The sequence below is a fragment of the Bacillus sp. R86525 genome, assembly GCF_042466195.1.
GTDB lineage: Bacteria > Bacillota > Bacilli > Bacillales > Bacillaceae_G > Bacillus_A > Bacillus_A nitratireducens.
Genome location: NZ_JAXHPX010000007.1, coordinates 1,957,125 through 1,978,019, shown reverse-complemented (window position 1 = coordinate 1,978,019; position 20,895 = coordinate 1,957,125). Strand labels below are relative to the sequence as shown.

Below are 20,895 nucleotides of genomic sequence, written 5' to 3'. Positions count from 1 at the left end.
CTATCTACTATTCACATTCGTACCGGTAAATCTCCTTACCATATCCTCTATCAATTACTAAAAGTTCATTTGGATACAGTGTCTTATGTCCCATTCCAACCTCATCCTCTGTTATAAACATTCCATCAATAATCATCCCAACTACTTGTGACTCCTTCGCTACAAATATAGATTTCGATCCTTTTTTCGCTATTAACGTTACAGATTGCACCGTCTTTCTTTCTGCTCGGAATGGAATACCAAAATAGTGCTTCCACCATTTATTTTTAAGTAACTCTGGTTCGGATTGATAAAGCCAATCTTTCGCTACTTCTTGATCCCATTCATAATATAATAACGCTTTTCGGTGAAATCTCGGACGAACAATCCATCCTAAAATAATAATTCCTACTACTAAAAGTAATAAAGTGATAGGAATTACAAATTGAAAAATGAGCGCATATTTCTCAAAAAATGGTGCATTTTCTATGTGAAGTACAATCTTTTCCTTTACTTCTTGTAATTTTGAATCATTAATCGTGATGGTAGCTTCTACGGTGCCTGTATCTGTAAAATTGAATGTGTCGGAGTAATAAGGTCGAGGATAAACGTAAATTTGATTATCATGTTGTTTTACTTCATAGTTGATTGATTGATTGGATGTGACACCAGTAGATTTTAATAGTTTCTTTACAGCCTCTTCTGTCATCGGTTTACCATCTAACTGCGGCTGTAAAATAAATGGTTTACTATTTTCCAAATTCGTTACCTTTTCTTCGTAACCTTTTGTAACAGTTTGAAGTGTTAATTTCGGTTTTACGGATGTATCAATTTTGAATTCTTTCGTCTGCCGATAAAATCCCTTTATGTTCATATGAACTTTTCCGCGTACTAACTCTTTGCCAACTTTTGTCTCATAATAAAACACATGTCTTTTATCATCCCACTTCATCGGATACTGCTTTCCGTCTATTTCTACTTCTGCTTCAAAATAAGAAATTTGAATTGGTAGCTCCGTAGGTTTTGCTTCAATAACAGCCGTTACTCCTTCGTACATTTTCTCAACATTTTTTCTATCTTTATCATCTTTGTCATAAGTAGAAACAGTATAGTTAAGCGCTGGTTCAACTAGTACTTGTAGTCCTTCTTTCTCAATATCTCGATCCACTTCTATCGTATAAGTTCCTGGTTTAATAACTTCCTGATTTTCCGTACTTATATGAACTATATTTCCAAACAATTTCGCTTCTCCTGGTGCATGTATGGAATAAGAAGATTGTAATTGTAATGGTTTAGAAATTTGTGTGACCTGATAATTAGACAAAGAAGGCGATTGTCGTACAAGTGTCATACGCTTTAATGGGAACGGTGTTGTAATCTCTATTTTCTTCCCTACTACTTTCGTTTTTACAATCGATTCAACAGAGGAGAACGGATCACGATTTGCAACTAATGCTGCCACTTGATTTACACTTTTTACAATGCCATCCTCACCACTAGATGGCATCGTTACACCATTTATCTCTTTCTTCCATATTTCTTTAAACGTATTTAGCTGTTCTTTTTCTTGCTGTCCTAAATCCTCTTCCATCGTGATTAAGACTGGATGTAAAGAGATCTTTTTCGAATCCATTTCTTTCTTAAACTGCGCTAACTTCTGTGTAATTTGTTCTTTTCCGCCAATCTTATCTTTCTCCAAATCATTAAATGCCCCGTCAGTTAATACAATAAGCCAAAATTCACGTTTCCCATCTATATCTGCTTCCTTTTTTATAGATTGCATCGCCGTTTCTACTGCGCTAAATGGAGTATTTAAATATGTTTTCCACGCCCCAATCCCCTCAATTTCTGTTTGCCTTTGATCCTTTGTTAATGAAATGTTTAATGGAGCATTCGGCTTACTCATTGGAACGTAAGAAAATTTATCTTTCTCATCTAATAGCGCAACTAAACTTTGCAAGGCGTAATTGGCATACTTCCAGCGATCGTTATTTCTCATGCTGCCCGAATCATCATATACAAGTGAAACGACCCTTTCCTTTGCCTCCTCTCCTTTTGCAAAAACTGAAAAAGGTAAACATATAAATAGAAACAGCATGAACGTGGCACAAATTCGAATTTTCATGATGAGGCTTCGCCACCTTTGTAGACAAATTCCTATGTTTAAATTTATGAGAGGAAACAAGATATATGACTTGTATTTTAGGACAACAGTTCACAACGAGTACATTATGTAAATAAAAATGAACTACTCACATATTGTATTTCGAGTTTTTTCCTTATTATATATCTGAAATAACACATAGCTTTCATACTTTTCCCGCTATAAATTCCACCACTAAAGTTTGATTTTCTTTTCAATACAAGAAATAAAGAGCACGCTATAATTAGCGCACTCTTTATTTCTTCACATACACTTCAACGATCGGATTTTCCTTCTGATCTGCATGTAAACGTATATTCTCTTCCGGCGTATTATAAATGCTAGCTACCAGCATAATTGTTAACAAATTAGGGATTTTCCCGTCACTCCCGTATTTTCGTTCAAGAGCTTCTGTATACTCAAAATCCAAATCTCCTTGCACATATGTATACACTTCAAAACCATCTTCTAAATTACAGACTACTGTGTCTATAATATCCGCTCCTACTTGTTTCTTCATTTCTCCCCGCAATGCTTCAATAAATTCTTCCCAAGGAACTTCGTATGTCTGAAATTGGTCTGTAGATTTCATTTCATTTCCTCCTCACTATATATCCTTTTCATATATTTCCCCTTTCCTATAACAATTATGATAGATAGGTCATTCATACAAGCCGCACTTGTCCCCCCTACATATCGTATTACTGTAATGGGGAAGGAGGAAAGAACATGCATAGACAAAAATGTTATGATACATGCCAACGTTATTTCGGAAAAGTAGTTCGAATTGAAGATCGTGACGGTCGCATTCACTTAGGCAAAATAATCGATGTAACAAACGATTCTGTTTGGATTGAGCCAGTACAGCAGCGCTCATCTTTTGATACAGGATTCGGATACTATGACGCATATTCAAACGGTGGATGTGATATTTGCGGTGGCCTTAGTAGATGTGACAGCTGTGGATTTGGATGCGGCGGTGGGTCTGGTGGTGGATTCGGTGGTGGATTCGGTGGCTGCGGATGCGGCCGTCGTGGTTGCGGCGGTTGTGGATTTGGTGGCGGCTGGGGCCTTGAACTCGGATTTGGTTTTATTTTTGGAATTACTTTAGCTGCATTATTTTTCATCTAACTATAATAAAGAGTTGACTATCTTTAGCCAACTCTTTTTCTCTATTTTTCACATATAAAAATGCGATGCCCTAAAATATGTCGATACATAAGCAGTACTTGTTCGTGTTGCACCCACGCCTCATACAATTCTTCCGGAATAAACGGTGATACATTCCACTCTGGCTCTTCCATATGTCCTGCAACTGTTTCTGCAATAGTTCCGCCACCTGCAATTGTAATTCTTTTAAAATTTGCTGCTTTAAATAAATGAATCCACTCATTCTCAGTTAATAATTCTTTCATACCATATAACTGTCCAATCTTTTCTTCCTCTTTCTTCTCAATATGTTTTTCGGTAATCATTTCAATGACAACAAGCTTTCCATCCTTCTGTAATACACGATAACATTCCGAAATAACCTTTTCTTTATTTGTAAAAGCGAGTATAGATTCTCCAAGTACAAGCTCAAATGAATCATTTAAACACGGTAATCCTTCTACATCGCCTTGAATCAATTGTATATTTAAACCATCAAACAACCATCTATCTTTCGCTTTTTGAATCATAATTTCATTCTTTTCAACTGCGGTCACTTTATAACCCAATTCTTTTGTCATATACGCCGCTGTTTTCCCCGTGCCGCAACCTATCTCAAGAACATTTGCTCCATGTCTAAGTGGCAATTGAGATAACAATTGCTTCGTTAACGTAAAACCACCAGGATGAGCACTCCCTATTCCGTAATAAGCTAAAAAATCAATGTACGAATTTCTTTTCATGGGATTCTCCCTTTTTTATTTTATATATTCCATGCAGGCAGAAAAGTGCATAGAAAAAAGGGCGCATCGCTCGCGCCCTCTCTCTTACTTATCTTCAGAAATATATGCCCATTTGTAGCTGTAATCTCCACCAACTGGATGGTGAATAATACCTTTTACTTTCGGTCTTTGAACAAGAGCATCACCACGTTGATATAACGGTGCAATTACAGCATCATCAAGTAACATTTTCTCAGCTTTCAGTAAGCTATCCCAACGCTCTTTCGTTTTCGTTAATAGCTCGCCTTTACCTTTTTCTACAATTTCATCATATTTCGGATTTGAATATCCAGTTTGGTTATGAGGTCCATTTGTAACGAACATATCAATGAATGTCATTGGATCTAAGTAATCAGGCCCCCAACCAGCGTAAGATAAATCATAATCTAGATCTGATTCTAATTTTAATTTTTGTTTAAACGGTTGGTTTTTCAAATTCACTGTTAAGCCCGGTAAGTTCTTCTCAAGCTCTCCTTTTAAGAACTCACCTACTTTTTTCGCATTATCGCTATCGTAGTTTAATAGCTCTACAGTTACTTGCTCTTTTCCAAGTTCTTTTTTCGCTTTTTCCCAATGCTCTTTTGCTTTTTTCACATCTGTTTTTAAAATATCTCCGTTATCTTTACGGAAGTCTTTTCCATCTGGACTCTTCGCAAATTCTTTTGGTACTAAGTAATCTGCAGGTGTAGATCCGTCATTTAAAATTACATTCGTTAAGCCTTTTTTATCATATGCCATTGCAATCGCTAAACGTAAATCTTTACTCTTTAACACTGTATCTTGATTACCACGTTTTTGATTTAATCGTAAGAAGAACGTTGACGGTGTTTTTTGTGTAAAGAAATCTGGATTTGATTTATATTTGTCAACCATTTCAGATGCAAGTGCTGCACGATCGATTTGTCCACTTTCATATAAGTTGACACGTGTACCGCTATCTTTTACTACGTTAAAGTTGATTTCTTCTAATTTAACTGTTTTATTATCCCAGTATTGTGCATTTTTCTTTAATTTCCAACCTTCTTCATGTTTCCAATCTGTTAATGTAAACGGTCCGTTATACAACGTTGTATCCGACTCTAAACCGTATTTTTCACCTTTTTCTTTTACGAATTTTTCATTTAATGGATAGAATGTTCCGAATGAAGTTAATTCTACAAAGTAAGGAACTGGATTTTCTAATTCTACTTCTAATGTGTAATCATCTACAGCTTTTACTCCTAACGTATCAAGTGGTGCTTTTCCTTCATTAATTGCTTTTGCGTTCTTTAAATCAAACATAATGTATGCATATTCCGCTGCTGTATTTTTATCCACTGCACGTTTCCAAGAAAACACGAAATCCTTCGCTGTTACAGGTTCTCCATTTGACCATTTTGCATTTTTATTTAATGTGAATGTATATTTTTTACCATCATCACTCTTTTTATATGATTCAGCAACCCCTGGTGCTGCTTTATTATCTTTGTCGAGTCGATATAAACCTTCCATTACGTTATTTAAAGCAAGAAACGATACTTGGTCTGTCGCTTTAGAAGAATCCATAGATGGAATCTCTTGGCTCTCCGTTAAATTAAGTACTTGCTTTGCAGCTAATTTCCCGCCTTCTTTTTCGCCACTTTTCGGCGTTGTGCTTGCCTTATCTTTATCCCCTGATCCCGAGCAAGCTGTTAATGCCATACTCATTACTAGAACTGGTGCTACAACCGCTGTTAATTTTGTCATCTTTTTTCTCTTCATTTTTTTGTACCCTCCCCAATTATATGTACGATATTAACATTTAGAGATTCCCTATTAACTTTCGTTATCAGAAAATTCTTATTAATTAATATTCTACTATTTTTTTGAGTTTTGTAAAGTAGTTTTGTAAATTTTCTAAATATTTATTTTTTTATGATAGTAACTTGTTATTTTACTATTACTACTATATGAATTATCCCCCATCTACTATATGTAAACATACCTCCTCTTATTCTTCTCTATCGCTAAGTTCTAGATTTTTCTTATAAAAGTGATATCACTAGCTGTCTTATTGAATCCCTTCTACTATTCCTACAGTCAAATTTTAAAAGTGGCCTCAAAATTCCCATGTGCCTTATTCTCCTATTCATAAAAAAAAGCATTTCAAAAGCATATTAGCCACTTTTGAAATGCTTTCATATTATTTCTTGCCGCCATCCTCAGTTACATACGCCCACTTAAAGCTATATTCTGGACTAATGTTGTGTTTCACAATTCCTTTGACATTCGGTTTCATTACATATGATCTTCCTGTTTGATATAAAGGAACTAATCCAGCATCTTCTTCAAGGAATAATTTTTCTGCTTTTCCTAACGCTTCCCAACGTTTCTTCGGATCAGACAGTAATTCATTACCTGCTTTTTGTACCATTTCATCGTATTTCGGGTTTGAATAACTCATTTGGTTATATGGGCTCTTCGATTCAAACATATCAATAAATGTCATTGGATCCGCATAATCTGGACTCCAACCTGCATAAGAAATTTCATAATCTTGTGCAGTCTCTAATTTTAATTTTTGTTTGAATGGTTGAATTTTCGTGTTAATTGTTACACCTTTTAAATTCTTCTCAATTTGATCTTTTACATAATCAGCAATCTTTTTCGCAGTTCCATCATCATAGCTTAGTAATTCGATTGTAACTTGATCTTTTCCAAGTTCTTTTTTCGCTTCTTCCCAAGCAGCTGCGCCTTTTTTCAGATCATATTTCAGACCATTTTTAAATGTATCTTGATAATCTTTTCCATCCGGTCCTGCCGCAAGCCCTTTTGGAACCAATTGATCTGTTGCTTTTGATCCATTATTTAAAATAACGTTTGCTAAACCTTTTTTATCAACTGATAACGCAATTGCTTCACGAAGCTTTTTGCTCTTTAACGGCGTATCTTGTCCGTTACGCTTTTGATTTAAGCGTAAGAAGAATGTACTTGATTCTGCATACTCACCATACTCATCTTTATTCGATTTATATTTATCTACAAATTCACCTGATAGTAATGTAAAGTCAATCGATCCTGTATCATATAAATTTACTTTTGTAGCCACTTCTTTTACAACGCTGTAATTAATTTCTTCTAATTTCACAGTCTTATTATCCCAATACTTATCATTTTTCTTCAATTGCCAGCCTTGTTCATGTTTCCATGAAGACATTACGAACGGCCCGTTATACACCGTTGTATCCGCTTCCAAACCAAACTTCTCTCCTTTTTCTTTTACGAATTTCTCATTTAAAGGATAGTATGACGGGAATGCTAATAAATTTAAGAAGTACGGTACCGGTTTTTCTAATTCTACTTCTAGCGTGTAATCATCTACCGCCTTCGCTCCTAATTCAGTTAAAGGTTTTTCTCCTTTATTAATCGCTTCTGCATTTTTTATATAGTAAGCAATAAATGCATATTCTGCAGCTGTGTTTTTATCAAGTAAGCGCTGCCATCCGTACACGAAATCTTTTGCTGTTACAGGATCTCCATTTGACCATTTCGCATCTTTACGCAGTTTAAACGTATATTTTTTGCCATCTTCGCTTTTCGTACTAGATTCTGCAGCAGCCGGAATAGGCTTATTATCTTTATCAAGACGGTATAACCCTTCCATCGTGTTCCCTAAAATTTGTGCCCCTAATGTATCAGTAGATTTAGAAGTGTCCATCGTCGGAATCTCTTGGTTTTCCGTACGATTTAATACTTGCTTCGCTGCATATTTAATATCAGATTTTTTTTCTTCCCCACTATTAGATGTAGTAGTCGTCTTCTTTTCCCCACCTGACCCAGAGCATGCTGTCAATGCAACACTCATTGCTAAAACCGGTACTACAACCGCTGTTAACTTTTTCATCTTTTTTCTCTTCATTTTTATACCCTCCCTAATTATATGTACATTACCAACCCTTGAGAGACCCCTCGTTAATGATTTATTTTTCAGAAAATTATAACTAATGTTATTCTACTCTTTTTTTCACGTTTGTAAATAGTTTTATTTTAAATATTCTGATTTTTATCTTCATAAATTAGTATAATTTATCCCCCATCTACTATATGTACGTACTATGCGCCTTATTCTTCTCTATTTAACTGAACTAAAAATTAGTATTTTTAGCTCACTAAAAAAAGCATTTCAAAGTAGCTAAGCTACTTTAAAATGCTTTTTTAACTCTATTATTTTTCAGTCACGTATGCCCACTTAAAGCTAAATTCTGGACTGATATTATGTTTTACTACACCTTTTACATTTGGTTGTAAAACATAAGAATCTCCACGTTGATATAAAGGTACAATCGCTACATCTTCTTCAAGTAATGTTTTTTCAGCTTTCCCTAACTCTTCCCAACGTTTTTTCGCATCACCCATTAATTCAGTACCGGCTTTTTTCACCATGCCGTCATATTTAGGGTCAGAGAAGCTCATTTGGTTATGAGAATGTCCAGTCTCAAACATATCTAAGAACGTCATTGGATCTGCATAATCTGGATTCCATCCGCCATACGAAATATCATATTGTTGCTCAGATTCTAATTTTAGTTTTTGCTTAAATGGTTGAAGTTTAATGTTAACTGTTACACCTTTTAAGTTTTTCTCGATTTGATCTTTTACATATTCTCCAACTTTTTTCGCATTACCAGTATCATAGTTTAAGAATTCAATTGTAACTTGATCTTTGCCAAGCTCTTTTTTCGCTTCTTCCCAAGCTGCAGCAGCCTTTTTAGCATCTGGTTTCAAACCGTTTTTAAATGTTTCTTGGAAGTCTTTACCGTCTGGTCCAGTTGCTAATCCTTTTGGTACTAAGAAGTCAGCTTCTTTTGATCCATCATTTAAAATTACGTTTGCTAAATTCTTTTTATCAATTGAAAGTGCAATTGCTTCACGTAATTTTTTGCTCTTTAATGGTGTGTCTTGTCCAGCACGTTTTTGGTTCATACGAATGAAGTACGTACTTACTTGTGAATATGTGCCAAATTCATCTTTCTTACTTCTATATTTGTCAACGAACTCTCCGTTTAATAAAGCGAAATCAACTTGTCCGCTATCATATAAATTGATAAGAGTTGCTGGTTCTTTAACAACACTGAAGTTAACTTCTTCAAGTTTTACAGTCTTTTTATCCCAATATTGATCATTTTTCTTTAATTGCCATCCTTGTTCATGCTTCCAATCTTTAAGAACGAACGGTCCATTATAAACTGTTGTATCAGACTCTATACCGAACTTCTCCCCTTTTTCTTTTACGAATTTTTCATTTAATGGGTAGTACGATGGGAATGCTACTAAGTTTAAGAAGTACGGTACCGCTTGCTCTAATTCAACTTCAAGCGTAAGATCATCTACCGCTTTCACTCCTAATTCAGCTACAGGTTTTTCACCTTTATTAACCACTTCTGCATTTTTAATTGGAAATGCGATAAATGCATACTCAGCAGCTGTTTTTGGATCTAATAGACGTTGCCAAGCATATACGAAATCTTTCGCCGTTACTGGATCTCCATTTGACCATTTTGCATCTTTACGTAGTTTAAATGTATATTTTTTACCATCTTCACTTTTCGTGCTAGATTCTGCTGCAGCTGGAATAGGCTTATTATCTTTATCCAGACGATATAATCCTTCCATCGTATTCCCTAGTATTTGTGAAGATACTGTATCTGTTGATTTAGAAGAATCCATCGTTGGAATCTCTTGGTTTACTGTTCGATTCAACACTTGTTTTGCCGCTAATTTCCCCTCTGACTTGCTATCTCCACTTGAGTTTGTGCTTGTCTTTTTATCTCCGCCTGATGTAGAACATGCTGTTAGTGCCATGCTCATTGCTAAAACCGGTACTACAACTGCTGTTAGTTTTTTCATTTTTTTCTTTTTCATTTTTGTACCCTCCCTAATTCTAAACGATATCTAATCAAGAATTTTCTGATAATTCTGTTTTTCTCTATATATTTATCAGACGATTCTTACTAATTCTTATTCTACTAATTTTTTAAAATTTGTAAAGTATTATTATTAAAAATTTTTAAAAAATTATTTTCTTACAGTAATATTCATAAAAATTCCATATAATGTTCAAATTCTATTTCTCATTCATATAAATGTACCATTTTAATAGTCTTTATTATATTTACACATTAAATCTCTGTGAATTATTGTTAATAAATAATGTATATTTTTAGAAACTCTTTTCCTACAAAAATAAAAAAGTCAGCAAAGCTGACTTTTTTATCCGGCCATTTTCTCTTTTTTCATTTCATCTAACACTCTCGTATACTTCTCATCATTGAATTCATTTTCACTTTTTGCAACAACTACAGTCGCTACACCGTTACCAATTAAATTTACAATCGCTCTTGCTTCTGACATGAAACGATCAACACCCAGTAAAAGTGCTAACCCTTCTAACGGGATAACATTCAGTGCAGATAAAGTAGATGCTAATACGATAAATCCTCCACCTGTTACTGCTGCTGCTCCTTTCGATGTAACTAATAAAATAGCTATTATAGTTAATTGTTGACCTAGTGAAAGATCAATGTGAAAAACTTGCGCTAAGAATATGGTTGCCATTGATAAATATATTGTCGTTCCATCTAAATTAAATGAGTAGCCCGTCGGAATAACTAAGCCTACTACTGGCTTTGAACACCCGAAGTCTTCCATCTTTGTCATCATTCGTGGTAGTACAGATTCCGATGATGATGTCCCTAAAACAATGAGTAATTCCTCTTTAATATGTGCTAAATATTTCCACAAACTAAACTTATACATTTTACAAATAAAATTTAAAACGATAAAAACAAATAATGCCATTGTCGCATATACGCAAATCATTAATTTACCAAGCGGTATTAATGTGCTTAAACCGTATTTCCCAATTGTAAACGCCATTCCACCAAACGCCCCAATTGGTGCCAATTTCATAACAATTGATAATATGTTAAAGAACACTTTCGACAACCTATCAAAAAAGTCGATAAGAGGTTGTCCATTTTTCCCAAGCATCGTTAAACCTGCGCCAAATAAAATAGAGAAGAATAATACTTGTAATATATCACCTTTTGCAAATGCCTCAAACATATTAGAAGGTACGATATGTAAAAAGAAGTCCATCCATTGCATTTCTTGCCCGCTTTGTACATATTGTGAAACATCTCCGCCCTTTAACTTTGAAGGATCTAATCCATCTCCAGGACGTACGACATTCGCTACGATAATACCAATGACAAGAGCAAAAGTTGTAACAATCTCAAAATATAATAACGCTTTCCCACCGACGCGTCCTACCTTTTTCATACTTCCCATACTTGCAATACCAAGCACAATTGTTAAAAAGATAATTGGTGCGATGACCATTTTTATCATATTAATGAACGTCTCACCAATTGGCTTCATTTGTTGTCCAACACTAGGCCAAATCGCTCCTACTGCAATACCACAAATAATTGCCACAATAACTTGGAATGTTAAATTCTTTACAATTTTCATTTTTAATACTCCCCTGTTTCTTTCATTTCTCCCATACTATTTCTATCGATGACAATCATTTATTTTATATGATAGCCCCCTTGTTATTTAACTTGAACCCCTGTTATTATGTTACACTATTATGCGAAATTTTTAAATAGTATATAACAATTAAATATAAAGGATGTACTATTAAACAAAAAAAGCCCACTAATTAAGTGGACTTTCTACTTTACAACGGCAAATCTCTCTTCCTAAACACTACAATTGCTAATATAAAAATACATAGTGCCCCAACAGTTAAGCCTAAGCTTACTGGCCATATATTATATGTTCCTTCAGCAATTTCTTTCGGACGAAACAATGTAATCAAGGATATATTTCTCATCCATTCTAACTTATCACTTAATTTACCTACCATATCTAATACGAAAAATAAGATAGTTAAACTTGCTGAATAACTTAGTGCCTTTCTTTCGTCATTACATATACAAGAAAAGAAAAATGAATAAGCACTAACTACTAAAAATATTAGCCCTCCGACTACATTTATTTTTAAAAATAATTCTTTATTTAAATTATTATCTTTTAAAAACCATTCTGCACCTAATATACCAGCTACATAAGTAACAATTACAATAATTAATAGCCCCAATATGAGAACAGTAGCTTGCGTAATTGCAATTTTCACTCTGGATACAGGTGTTGCTAATAAATATGCCATCGCTCCTTTATCTACATGACGAGCAATTAAATGCGTTGCAACCGTGACGCAAAAAATTGTTAAAATGATAATAAACAATAGGCTATAATATTCACCAGCTAAAAAATCCATTACGTTTTGAATTGGACTCTCCATTCCAACGATTTTTTTTACACTATCAGGCATGGCACTTATTAATTCATTTAACCCTTTCGCTGAAACCATCGATGGGAATATCCAAATTAATAACCATAAATAAAGAGCTGCACCAGTAGCATAACTCAAAATACTTTTTTGCGTTTCTTTCAAACTAGCTAAAAATAGTTGCTTATTCATGCTTTACCCCTTCTTTCTTATCGTAATAATGCATAAATAAATGTTCTAAATCCGTCGCTCTCGTTTGTAGTGCAGTTACATTATAGTTTGAAAGTATTTGTAAAACAGTTTGATAATTTCCTTGCACAATAATTGACGCCTCTCTACCTTTCACTCCTTCAAATTGCAAATCACATTGTTTAAGAGACTCGATTTCTTCTTGAGATGATACTGTTACATCTATTACTTGTCTTCGCATTCCTTGTAAATCATGAATATCTTCTACCGTTACAAGACGTCCATCTTTAATAATAGCTACTCTGTCACAAGTTCTCTCAATTTCAGTGAAAATATGCGACGACATAAGAATCGTTTTCCCTCTTTGCTTTTCCTCTAATATTAAATCTATAAATAGTTGCTGCATAAGTGGATCTAGTCCTGATGTCGGTTCATCTAAAATTAGTACTTCTGGATCATGCATAAATGCAGCAACAATCCCTACTTTTTGTTTCATTCCTTTAGACATTTTTCGAATTGGTGTTTTCACATCGAATTGCAGACGCTCTATCAAGTCATCACGTCTCTTCGTTTCCTTTAGCCCACGCATTCCTTGCATCAAATTTAAAAACTCTAATCCATTCATTCCTTCAATAAAAGAAATTTCTCCTGGTAAATAGCCAACTTCTCTTTGAATTTTCGCAGCATCTTCCCAACAATCTAATCCGAAAATTGTCGCTTTACCAGCTGTCGGTTTTATAAATCCCATTAAATTTCGAATTGTTGTTGATTTCCCAGCACCATTTGGTCCTAAGTAGCCAAACACTTCCCCTTCTTTCACTTCAAATGTAATATCAAACAAGCCTTTCCCATTTGAAAACTGTTTTGTGACATTTTGAACTGAAATCATAAGCCCACCTCATTTTTTGAAATATTTAATGTATGATATTTCAAAATTATTGTACTCCTCATCTTTCATATTCGCAACAACTTTTTGAAATATTTATATGTCCATATTTCAAAAATATTGTTTTCAATTATTTTTTCTTGTATATTTTAAATGAGGTGATTGCTTTGAACGGCTTTGAAAAAGTGAAAGAAAAGAAAAAACGTGCCATTAAAGATGCGGCCTTTAAATTATTTTCAGAACGTGGATTTAATGAAGTGAAAATAGAACATATTGCAAAAAAAGCAAACGTTTCTCAAGTTACAATTTATAATCATTTTGGAAGTAAAGATGCGTTATTTAGGGAGCTTATACAAGAATTTATAATATCTGAATTTCAATATTATAAAGATCTTGCAGAAGAAAACTTACCATTTCATGATATGATGCAAAAAATGATTGTAAGAAAAATGAATACTGGCGGGTTATTTCAGCCTGATATGTTACTACAAATGATGCAAAGAGACGAAGCGCTCAGAGAATTTATTTATAGTTATCAAAACGAAAAAATTCTGCCTTGGTATTTAGAAATATTAGAACAAGCACAGCAAAAAAATGAAATTAATCCACACCTTTCAAAAGAAATGATGTTACTTTACATTCAAATGTTCACTAAGTTAGGTGATGATTTCGGGGCACAACTTCTTGAAGGAGATCGAGAAAAACATATACAAGATATAGTCACTATGTTTTTTTACGGTCTTTCTGTTCCACAAAAATAAAAAAGACACGAATTTCGTGTCTTTTTTATTTTACAGGAATAACTCTACCCGTTTCACTACTTTCAATAGCTAATTGAATCACTTTAATAACATCTAAACCTTCTTCTGCTGTTACAGGTAGTTTCTCACCATTTACAATACTATCTCTTACACCTTTATAATACATGTCATAACAGCCAACTTCTGTCGGAATACGCTCTAGCTTTTCTTCCGTATCTAAAGTAGCAAAATTCTCTTCAGAGTCTACTCCATAACCTTTATCTCCTGGCTTCATTCCTTCTTTTAATTGTTCTTCCTGTGAATCCATACCATACTTCACGATAGAACCTTTATCTCCATGCAGTGTAAAATGTGGACCTGCTTGCTTTACGTAACTGCTACTATGTAAAATGACACGCTTTACTCCGTAATGAAGTACAACATGGAAGTAGTCATCAATTTCTGCACCTGGTCGTTGCTTTATTACATCAGCATGTATCGCATCTGGTTTCCCAAATAATGATAATGCTTGATCAATTAAATGTGAGCCTAAATCATACAAAATTCCTGATCCTGGTAAATCCTTTTCTCTCCAGCGATCACGTACATGTGGGCGGAAACGATCGAAATGCGCTTCATATGCGTATACATTCCCTATTCTTTTTTCTTCTAACAATTTCTTTATCGTTAAGAAATCATTATCAAAACGGCGATTGTGATACACACTTAAAACGACATTATATTGCTTCGCTAATGAAATAAGTTCTTCTCCTTCTTCAATTGAAACAACGAATGGTTTTTCCACAACAACATGCTTACCATGTACAATCGCTTCTTTTACATATGGAAAATGAGTTGTATTCGGTGAAGTAATAACTACTAAGTCAATATCAGCACGATTCACTAATTCCTCAATTGTGCCAACAACTTCAGCATTTGGTAATGCTCGTTTCACTACTTCTTCTTTTGATGATAAAATAGCACGAATATCATATTCTTCTATCGTTTGTAATAACGGGATGTGAAATGTTGTACTAGAAAATCCAAATCCTACAATCCCTACACCTATTTTTTTCATGTTGCCCCTCCATTTATCCCGCACTAACGGACAGTAAGACCCCTACCTCAAAATTCAGCGAAAACAAAGAAGTTAGGTGAGGGATCAACTGCTCGTAAAAGCCCGATTGGTTCAACGAATAATCAGTGGGGATGAAGAAAACCCCACTGATTAATGTTTCACTTTATGAGAACGATTTCATTCCACTATTATAACAAGATTATTTTTATATACATAACGATTTGCTTATAAAAAAGCATCTTGCTATCATTCATAGCAAGATGCTTCCTTTATCCCGTATTAACGGGGAGTTAGGCGGGATACCAACTGCCCGTTAAAGCCCGATTGGTGAAGGCTAATAATCAGTGGGGATGGATAAAACCCCCACTGATTAAAGCTTCACTTTATTACGTTCTTTTCTTCGTCCACGTTTCTACAACTTCACCAGTATCATTAACATCTAATACTAAACTACCGTTACTATACCGGTCTTTATTTCGATACGCTTTCGGATCAATCTCTTCTACAATATGTTTCTCTGTCTTCATGTAAATTAGTTCATCGTCTCGCACAATTTCAATACCGACAATGCGGTACGGATTACGCTTTAACTCTTTGAAAATAACAAGACCTCGCTTCGCCCTCGTTGATTTCTCAATTTCTGATGCTTTTAGACGTTTTACAGCACCTCGCTGCGTCACGAGAATAAGTTGATCTTTTTCACCATTTAACGGTTTACCAGAAGCAACATAATCATCTTCTTTTAAATTAATTGCTTTTACACCAGCGGCCCTTACACCAACTGGACTTACTTCATCTTCATGGAAAATAAGTGCATATGCACCATGAGTTGCAAGAACAATATCACTCGTTCCATCTGTCGCAAATATATCAACAACTTCATCTTCTTTTTTCAAGTTTACAGCGACGAACGCTCTTGAATAACGTTGCACTTTATATTGGTTTAATTCGGTTTTCTTAATCATACCGTTTCGTGTAACAAATACGATAAATCGTTTTTCTTCTTCAAAATTCGGTACGACTGTTGCCCAAATTAACGTTTCATCTCGCTCGAGTGTAACAAGATTCGCAACGTGTTGACCTAAATCTTTCCAACGAATTTCTGGCATTTCATATACAGGAAGATAAATATAATTTCCTTTGCTCGTAAATAAAAGAACGGTTTCTGTCGTGTTTGTATCGAAACGCTCAAGTAAGATGTCACCCTCTTTCATACCGAAGTCTTTCCCGTTCGATGCATTATGCGAACGCCACCCTGTTCGTTTCACATATCCTTCTTTCGTTACAGTAACGATGACATCTTCTTGCGGAATCATAACTTCCACATCAATTTTAATCTCTTCAATTTCCTCTTCAATTATCGCACGGCGATCATCACTATATGTTTTCTTTACTCTCTTCAAATCTGTTTTAATAACTTGAAGAAGTCTTTTTTCACTTTGTAAAATCGACTGTAACTCTATAATTTTATTACTAAGTTCAGCTGCTTCTTGCTCTAGCGCTGTAATATCTGTATTCGTTAAACGATATAGTTGCAACGAAACAATTGCTTCTGACTGAGCCTCTGTAAATCCAAATTTCGCACTTAAATTATCTTTCGCATTACGCTTATCTTTAGACCCACGGATTGTTTCAATCACTTCATCTAAAATTGATAATGCTTTCTTTAAACCTTCTACAATATGCTGACGATTTTCTGCTTTTCGTAATTCATATTGTGAACGTCTCGTAACAACTTCTTTTTGGTGTCCAATATATGCATCCAAAATTTTAGGTAATGTCATAAGTGTTGGACGACGATGATTTATCGCTACCATATTAAAATTATATGGAATTTGTAAATCTGTATTCTTATATAAATAATTTAAAATACCTTCAGCATTTACTTCTTTTTTTAATTCTACAACGATACGAAGACCTGTACGGTCCGTCTCATCACGCACTTCAGCAATTCCATCTAGCTTTTTATCTAGACGTAATTCATCCATTTTCTTAACAAGGTTTGCTTTATTTACTTCATACGGAATTTCTGTAATAACGATTTGTTGCTTCCCACCACGAATCGTTTCAACTTCTGCTTTTCCGCGAATAATAATTTTACCTTTCCCTGTTTCGTACGCTTTTTTAATACCATCAATCCCTTGAATAATACCACCTGTTGGGAAATCTGGCCCTTTAATGACTGTTAATAAATCATCAACAGTACTATTCGGCTTATCAATTCGCATCATCGTCGCATCAATTACTTCTCCAAGGTGATGCGGAGGAATTTCTGTTGCATAACCAGCTGAAATCCCTGTCGATCCGTTCACTAATAAGTTCGGGAACATTGCCGGTAATACAACTGGTTCTTCACTCGTATCATCGAAGTTTGACACAAATTCTACTGTTTCTTTATCAAGATCACGTAATAACTCAGATGCGATTGGTGATAAACGTGCTTCTGTATAACGCATTGCCGCTGCTGGATCGCCATCAACACTACCATTATTACCATGCATTTCAACTAAAACATTACGTACTTTCCAGGTTTGACTTAAACGTACCATCGCCTCATATACAGAGGAATCTCCGTGTGGATGGTAGTTACCAATAACATTACCTACTGTTTTAGCTGATTTACGAAACGCTTTATCATGTACATTTCCTTCTACATACATAGAATATAAAATACGTCTTTGTACCGGTTTTAAACCGTCACGCGCATCTGGAAGCGCACGGTCTTGAATAATATATTTACTATAACGTGCAAAGCGGTCACCTAACACGTCTTCAAGCGGGAGGTCATGAAACTTCTCTGCCTGCATGTTATTCCACCTCCGTCTCCATAATCATTTCATTTTCTAAAATATTTCCCTCTTCTTGCATACCAAATTGTACATTTCGTTCGATCCATTTACGGCGAGGTTCTACTTTATCACCCATCAATGTCGTAACTCGACGCTCAGCTCTTGATGCATCGTCAATTTTCACACGAATTAACGTACGTGTTTCGGGATTCATCGTTGTCTCCCATAATTGATCGGCATTCATTTCGCCAAGTCCTTTATAGCGCTGCAACATATAGCCTTTACCGACCTTTTTTGTTACACCCTCTAATTCTTCATCAGACCATGCATATTCAATTACTTCACTTTTCCCTTTTCCTTTACTTACTTTATATAAAGGTGGAAGTGCGATAAATACTTTACCAGCTTCAATAAGTGGTTTCATATAGCGGTAGAAGAACGTCAATAGTAACACTTGAATATGTGCTCCGTCCGTATCTGCATCGGTCATAATAACAACTTTATCGTAGTTAATATCTTCAACAGCGAACTCATTCCCTACGCCACCGCCAATTGCGTATATAATCGTATTAATCTCTTCATTCTTAAAAATATCAGCAAGCTTTGCTTTTTCCGTGTTAATTACTTTACCACGTAATGGCAATACAGCTTGAAAACGGCGATCTCGCCCTTGTTTCGCAGAACCACCGGCAGAGTCACCCTCTACTAAATATAATTCATTTTTCTGCGGATTACGTGATTGCGCAGGGGTTAACTTTCCGCTTAAAGTGCCTTCTGATTTTTTCTTCTTCTTACCAGTACGCGCTTCTTCTCTCGCTTTACGAGCCGCCTCACGTGCCTGCGCTGCTTTAACTGCCTTTCTCACAAGAAGTGTAGCAACATCCGGATTTTCTTCTAAAAAGTAAGCTAAATGCTCAGATACAATTGCATCAATTGAAGAACGAGCTTCACTTGTACCTAGTTTCCCTTTCGTTTGCCCTTCAAACTGAAGTACTTCTTCTGGTACACGTACAGAAACGATAGCCGCTACACCTTCACGAATATCTGTACCTTCTAAGTTTTTATCTTTTTCTTTTAATAGTGAAACTTTACGAGCATACTCATTAAACACACGCGTCATTGCTGTTTTAAATCCAGCTTCGTGTGTTCCACCGTCTTTTGTACGTACATTATTTACAAACGAAAGAATGTTTTCTGAATACCCATCGTTAAACTGGAATGCTAACTCTGCTTCAATTCCGTTTTGTTCACCAGTAAAATATACAACTGGATGAATCGAATCTTTCTCTTCGTTTAAGTATGAAACGAAAGCTTCAATTCCTGTTTCATAATGAAATACATCCTCTAAATCATTACGTTCATCTTTTATCGAGATTTTCATTCCTTTTAATAAGAATGCAGATTCACGTAATCTCTCACATAACGTTTCATAATTGTAATTTGTTGTACTGAAAATAGTTGTATCTGGTTTAAAATGTATTGTTGTACCAGACTCTTTTGTCTTCCCGATTTTCTCTAACGTCGTTGCGGGAATACCACCATTTTCAAAGCGTTGTTCATAAATGTTTCCGTCACGTTTAATCGTTACTACTAACCATTCTGACAAGGCATTTACAACTGATGCCCCAACACCGTGTAAACCACCACTTGTTTTATAGCCACCTTGACCAAACTTACCACCAGCATGAAGTACAGTTAAAATAACTTCAGGTGTCGGTTTCCCAAGTTTATGCATTCCCGTAGGCATTCCTCGCCCTTTATCAATAACACTAATACTATTATCTTTATGTATTACGACAGAAATTTCGTCGCCAAATCCCGCTAGCGCTTCGTCAACGGAGTTATCTACTATTTCATATACTAAATGATGCAATCCACGGCTATCCGTACTCCCGATATACATACCCGGGCGTTTTCGAACGGCTTCAAGTCCTTCTAGCACTTGAATTGCATCTTCATTATATTGGAACTGATGCTTTGCCAAACTCCTTGCCCCTTTCCTAATCAAATCAGAACATATGTTTCTATTATAGAATAACGCCTCGACTATAGTTTTGGCAAGTTATCTTATCTATTTTATATACCATTTTCAATAGAAAAATCCTTGTTTTTTCACAAGGATTCCTCTAGGCTACTATTTCAGAAAAATAATCGTTTGTCAACGAGAAATGGATATGTATTCCAAGATTACACATTCCAAACCTTTATCATGATCCAAATGATCAATATCCAAAACGGGATAACAAGTAACAATCCCCAAAAACAGCCTTTAAAAAATCTCATGATGAACACCTCGTCCATCTCCCCCATCATATATAAGGGGGCGAAATTAACATTTCCGTTGCCATGACATAAACTACTTTGTCATCGCATGCTCTACTTTAATACAACGATCCATTATTACAGTATAGCCTTTTTCTTGTAAAAGTTTATATGTATCTTCATCTTGTACTCCTAATTGTGCCCAAAAAACATCTGCATCAATCTCTACAAACTCTTTCGCAACATCCATTAAAAATTCTGAACGGCGGAATACATTTACGATATCAACATGTTCTTTAATATCCTTTAGTGAAGGAACTGCCTTTTCTCCAAGTACTTCATCAACTGTTGGATTTACCGGTATAATGCGGTACCCCGCGTCTTGCATTGCTTTTGAAACCATATACGATGTACGTTCTGGTTTATCTGATAATCCAACAACTGCGATTGTTTTACTTTTCTTCAATACTTCACCAATTTCCGTACGAGTTGGGTTTTCAATTGTCATAATTTATCCCTCCTATTCCTTTAGTATAGCCGATAAAGAAAGTCTCTTTCAACATGAAAGAGACTTTCTTTTA

Annotated in this window: 15 protein-coding genes; 2 read left to right on the top strand and 13 right to left on the bottom strand. The window is 35.1% G+C overall.

Translation table 11 applies throughout. The annotated features are described in order from the left end of the window. Positions 1 to 7: 7 nt before the first annotated feature. Positions 8 to 2,104 carry a vWA domain-containing protein gene (locus SJY24_RS12790; protein WP_377864869.1) on the bottom strand — a complete coding sequence of 699 codons (2,097 nt, stop codon included), beginning with the start codon at positions 2,102 to 2,104 and terminating at the stop codon, positions 8 to 10. 274 nt (positions 2,105 to 2,378) lie between these two features. Next, positions 2,379 to 2,714: a hypothetical protein gene (locus SJY24_RS12785; RefSeq protein ID WP_098636319.1), complete on the bottom strand. Its 336-nt coding sequence runs from the start codon at positions 2,712 to 2,714 to the stop codon at positions 2,379 to 2,381. A gap of 137 nt (positions 2,715 to 2,851) precedes the next feature. Here SJY24_RS12785 and SJY24_RS12780 point away from each other — a divergent pair, with 137 nt between their 5' ends. Next, positions 2,852 to 3,253 carry a hypothetical protein gene (locus tag SJY24_RS12780; protein WP_377864868.1) on the top strand — a complete coding sequence of 134 codons (402 nt, stop codon included), beginning with the start codon at positions 2,852 to 2,854 and terminating at the stop codon, positions 3,251 to 3,253. A 41-nt stretch (positions 3,254 to 3,294) separates the two neighbouring features. Here SJY24_RS12780 and SJY24_RS12775 read toward each other — a convergent pair whose 3' ends face one another. The 7 genes from SJY24_RS12775 to SJY24_RS12745 all read right to left on the bottom strand — a co-directional run bounded on the left by SJY24_RS12775 (position 3,295) and on the right by SJY24_RS12745 (position 13,448). Continuing rightward, the gene (locus tag SJY24_RS12775) at positions 3,295 to 4,014 is read right to left on the bottom strand and encodes a class I SAM-dependent methyltransferase (RefSeq protein WP_377864867.1); all 720 of its coding nucleotides are present in this window, start codon (positions 4,012 to 4,014) and stop codon (positions 3,295 to 3,297) included. A gap of 84 nt (positions 4,015 to 4,098) precedes the next feature. Beyond that, entirely contained in the window at positions 4,099 to 5,793 is a 1,695-nt protein-coding gene (locus SJY24_RS12770) for a peptide ABC transporter substrate-binding protein (protein WP_377864866.1), read from the bottom strand. A 421-nt stretch (positions 5,794 to 6,214) separates the two neighbouring features. Next, on the bottom strand, positions 6,215 to 7,930 hold the full coding sequence (locus tag SJY24_RS12765; RefSeq protein WP_377864865.1) for a peptide ABC transporter substrate-binding protein: 1,716 nt from the start codon (positions 7,928 to 7,930) through the stop codon (positions 6,215 to 6,217). Between the two features lie 305 nt (positions 7,931 to 8,235). After that, positions 8,236 to 9,933, bottom strand: a complete 1,698-nt coding sequence (locus SJY24_RS12760; RefSeq protein ID WP_377864864.1) for a peptide ABC transporter substrate-binding protein — start codon at positions 9,931 to 9,933, stop codon at positions 8,236 to 8,238. A gap of 348 nt (positions 9,934 to 10,281) precedes the next feature. After that, positions 10,282 to 11,544 (bottom strand): dicarboxylate/amino acid:cation symporter, encoded by a 1,263-nt coding sequence (locus SJY24_RS12755; protein ID WP_377864863.1) that lies wholly within the window; start codon positions 11,542 to 11,544, stop codon positions 10,282 to 10,284. A gap of 211 nt (positions 11,545 to 11,755) precedes the next feature. After that, positions 11,756 to 12,562 carry an ABC transporter permease subunit gene (locus tag SJY24_RS12750; RefSeq protein WP_377864862.1) on the bottom strand — a complete coding sequence of 269 codons (807 nt, stop codon included), beginning with the start codon at positions 12,560 to 12,562 and terminating at the stop codon, positions 11,756 to 11,758. Then, the gene (locus tag SJY24_RS12745; protein ID WP_377864861.1) at positions 12,555 to 13,448 is read right to left on the bottom strand and encodes an ABC transporter ATP-binding protein; all 894 of its coding nucleotides are present in this window, start codon (positions 13,446 to 13,448) and stop codon (positions 12,555 to 12,557) included. Before SJY24_RS12745 ends, SJY24_RS12750 begins: the two co-directional genes overlap by 8 nt. Before the next feature lie 164 nt (positions 13,449 to 13,612). Between SJY24_RS12745 and SJY24_RS12740 the strand changes: the two genes are divergently transcribed. Then, on the top strand, positions 13,613 to 14,206 hold the full coding sequence (locus SJY24_RS12740; RefSeq protein WP_098889673.1) for a TetR/AcrR family transcriptional regulator: 594 nt from the start codon (positions 13,613 to 13,615) through the stop codon (positions 14,204 to 14,206). 25 nt (positions 14,207 to 14,231) lie between these two features. Here SJY24_RS12740 and SJY24_RS12735 read toward each other — a convergent pair whose 3' ends face one another. The 4 genes from SJY24_RS12735 to SJY24_RS12720 form a co-directional block, all read right to left on the bottom strand. After that, a complete protein-coding gene (locus tag SJY24_RS12735; protein WP_377864860.1) occupies positions 14,232 to 15,263 on the bottom strand; it encodes an oxidoreductase in 1,032 nt (343 codons plus the stop codon). Positions 15,264 to 15,649: 386 nt separating this feature from the next. Next, a complete protein-coding gene (gene parC, locus SJY24_RS12730) occupies positions 15,650 to 18,070 on the bottom strand; it encodes a DNA topoisomerase IV subunit A (protein WP_377864859.1) in 2,421 nt (806 codons plus the stop codon). A gap of 1 nt (position 18,071) precedes the next feature. Next, positions 18,072 to 20,036 carry a DNA topoisomerase IV subunit B gene (parE, locus tag SJY24_RS12725; RefSeq protein ID WP_064476976.1) on the bottom strand — a complete coding sequence of 655 codons (1,965 nt, stop codon included), beginning with the start codon at positions 20,034 to 20,036 and terminating at the stop codon, positions 18,072 to 18,074. Positions 20,037 to 20,408: 372 nt separating this feature from the next. Then, positions 20,409 to 20,822, bottom strand: a complete 414-nt coding sequence (locus tag SJY24_RS12720) for a CoA-binding protein (protein ID WP_098763347.1) — start codon at positions 20,820 to 20,822, stop codon at positions 20,409 to 20,411. Positions 20,823 to 20,895: the final 73 nt, after the last annotated feature.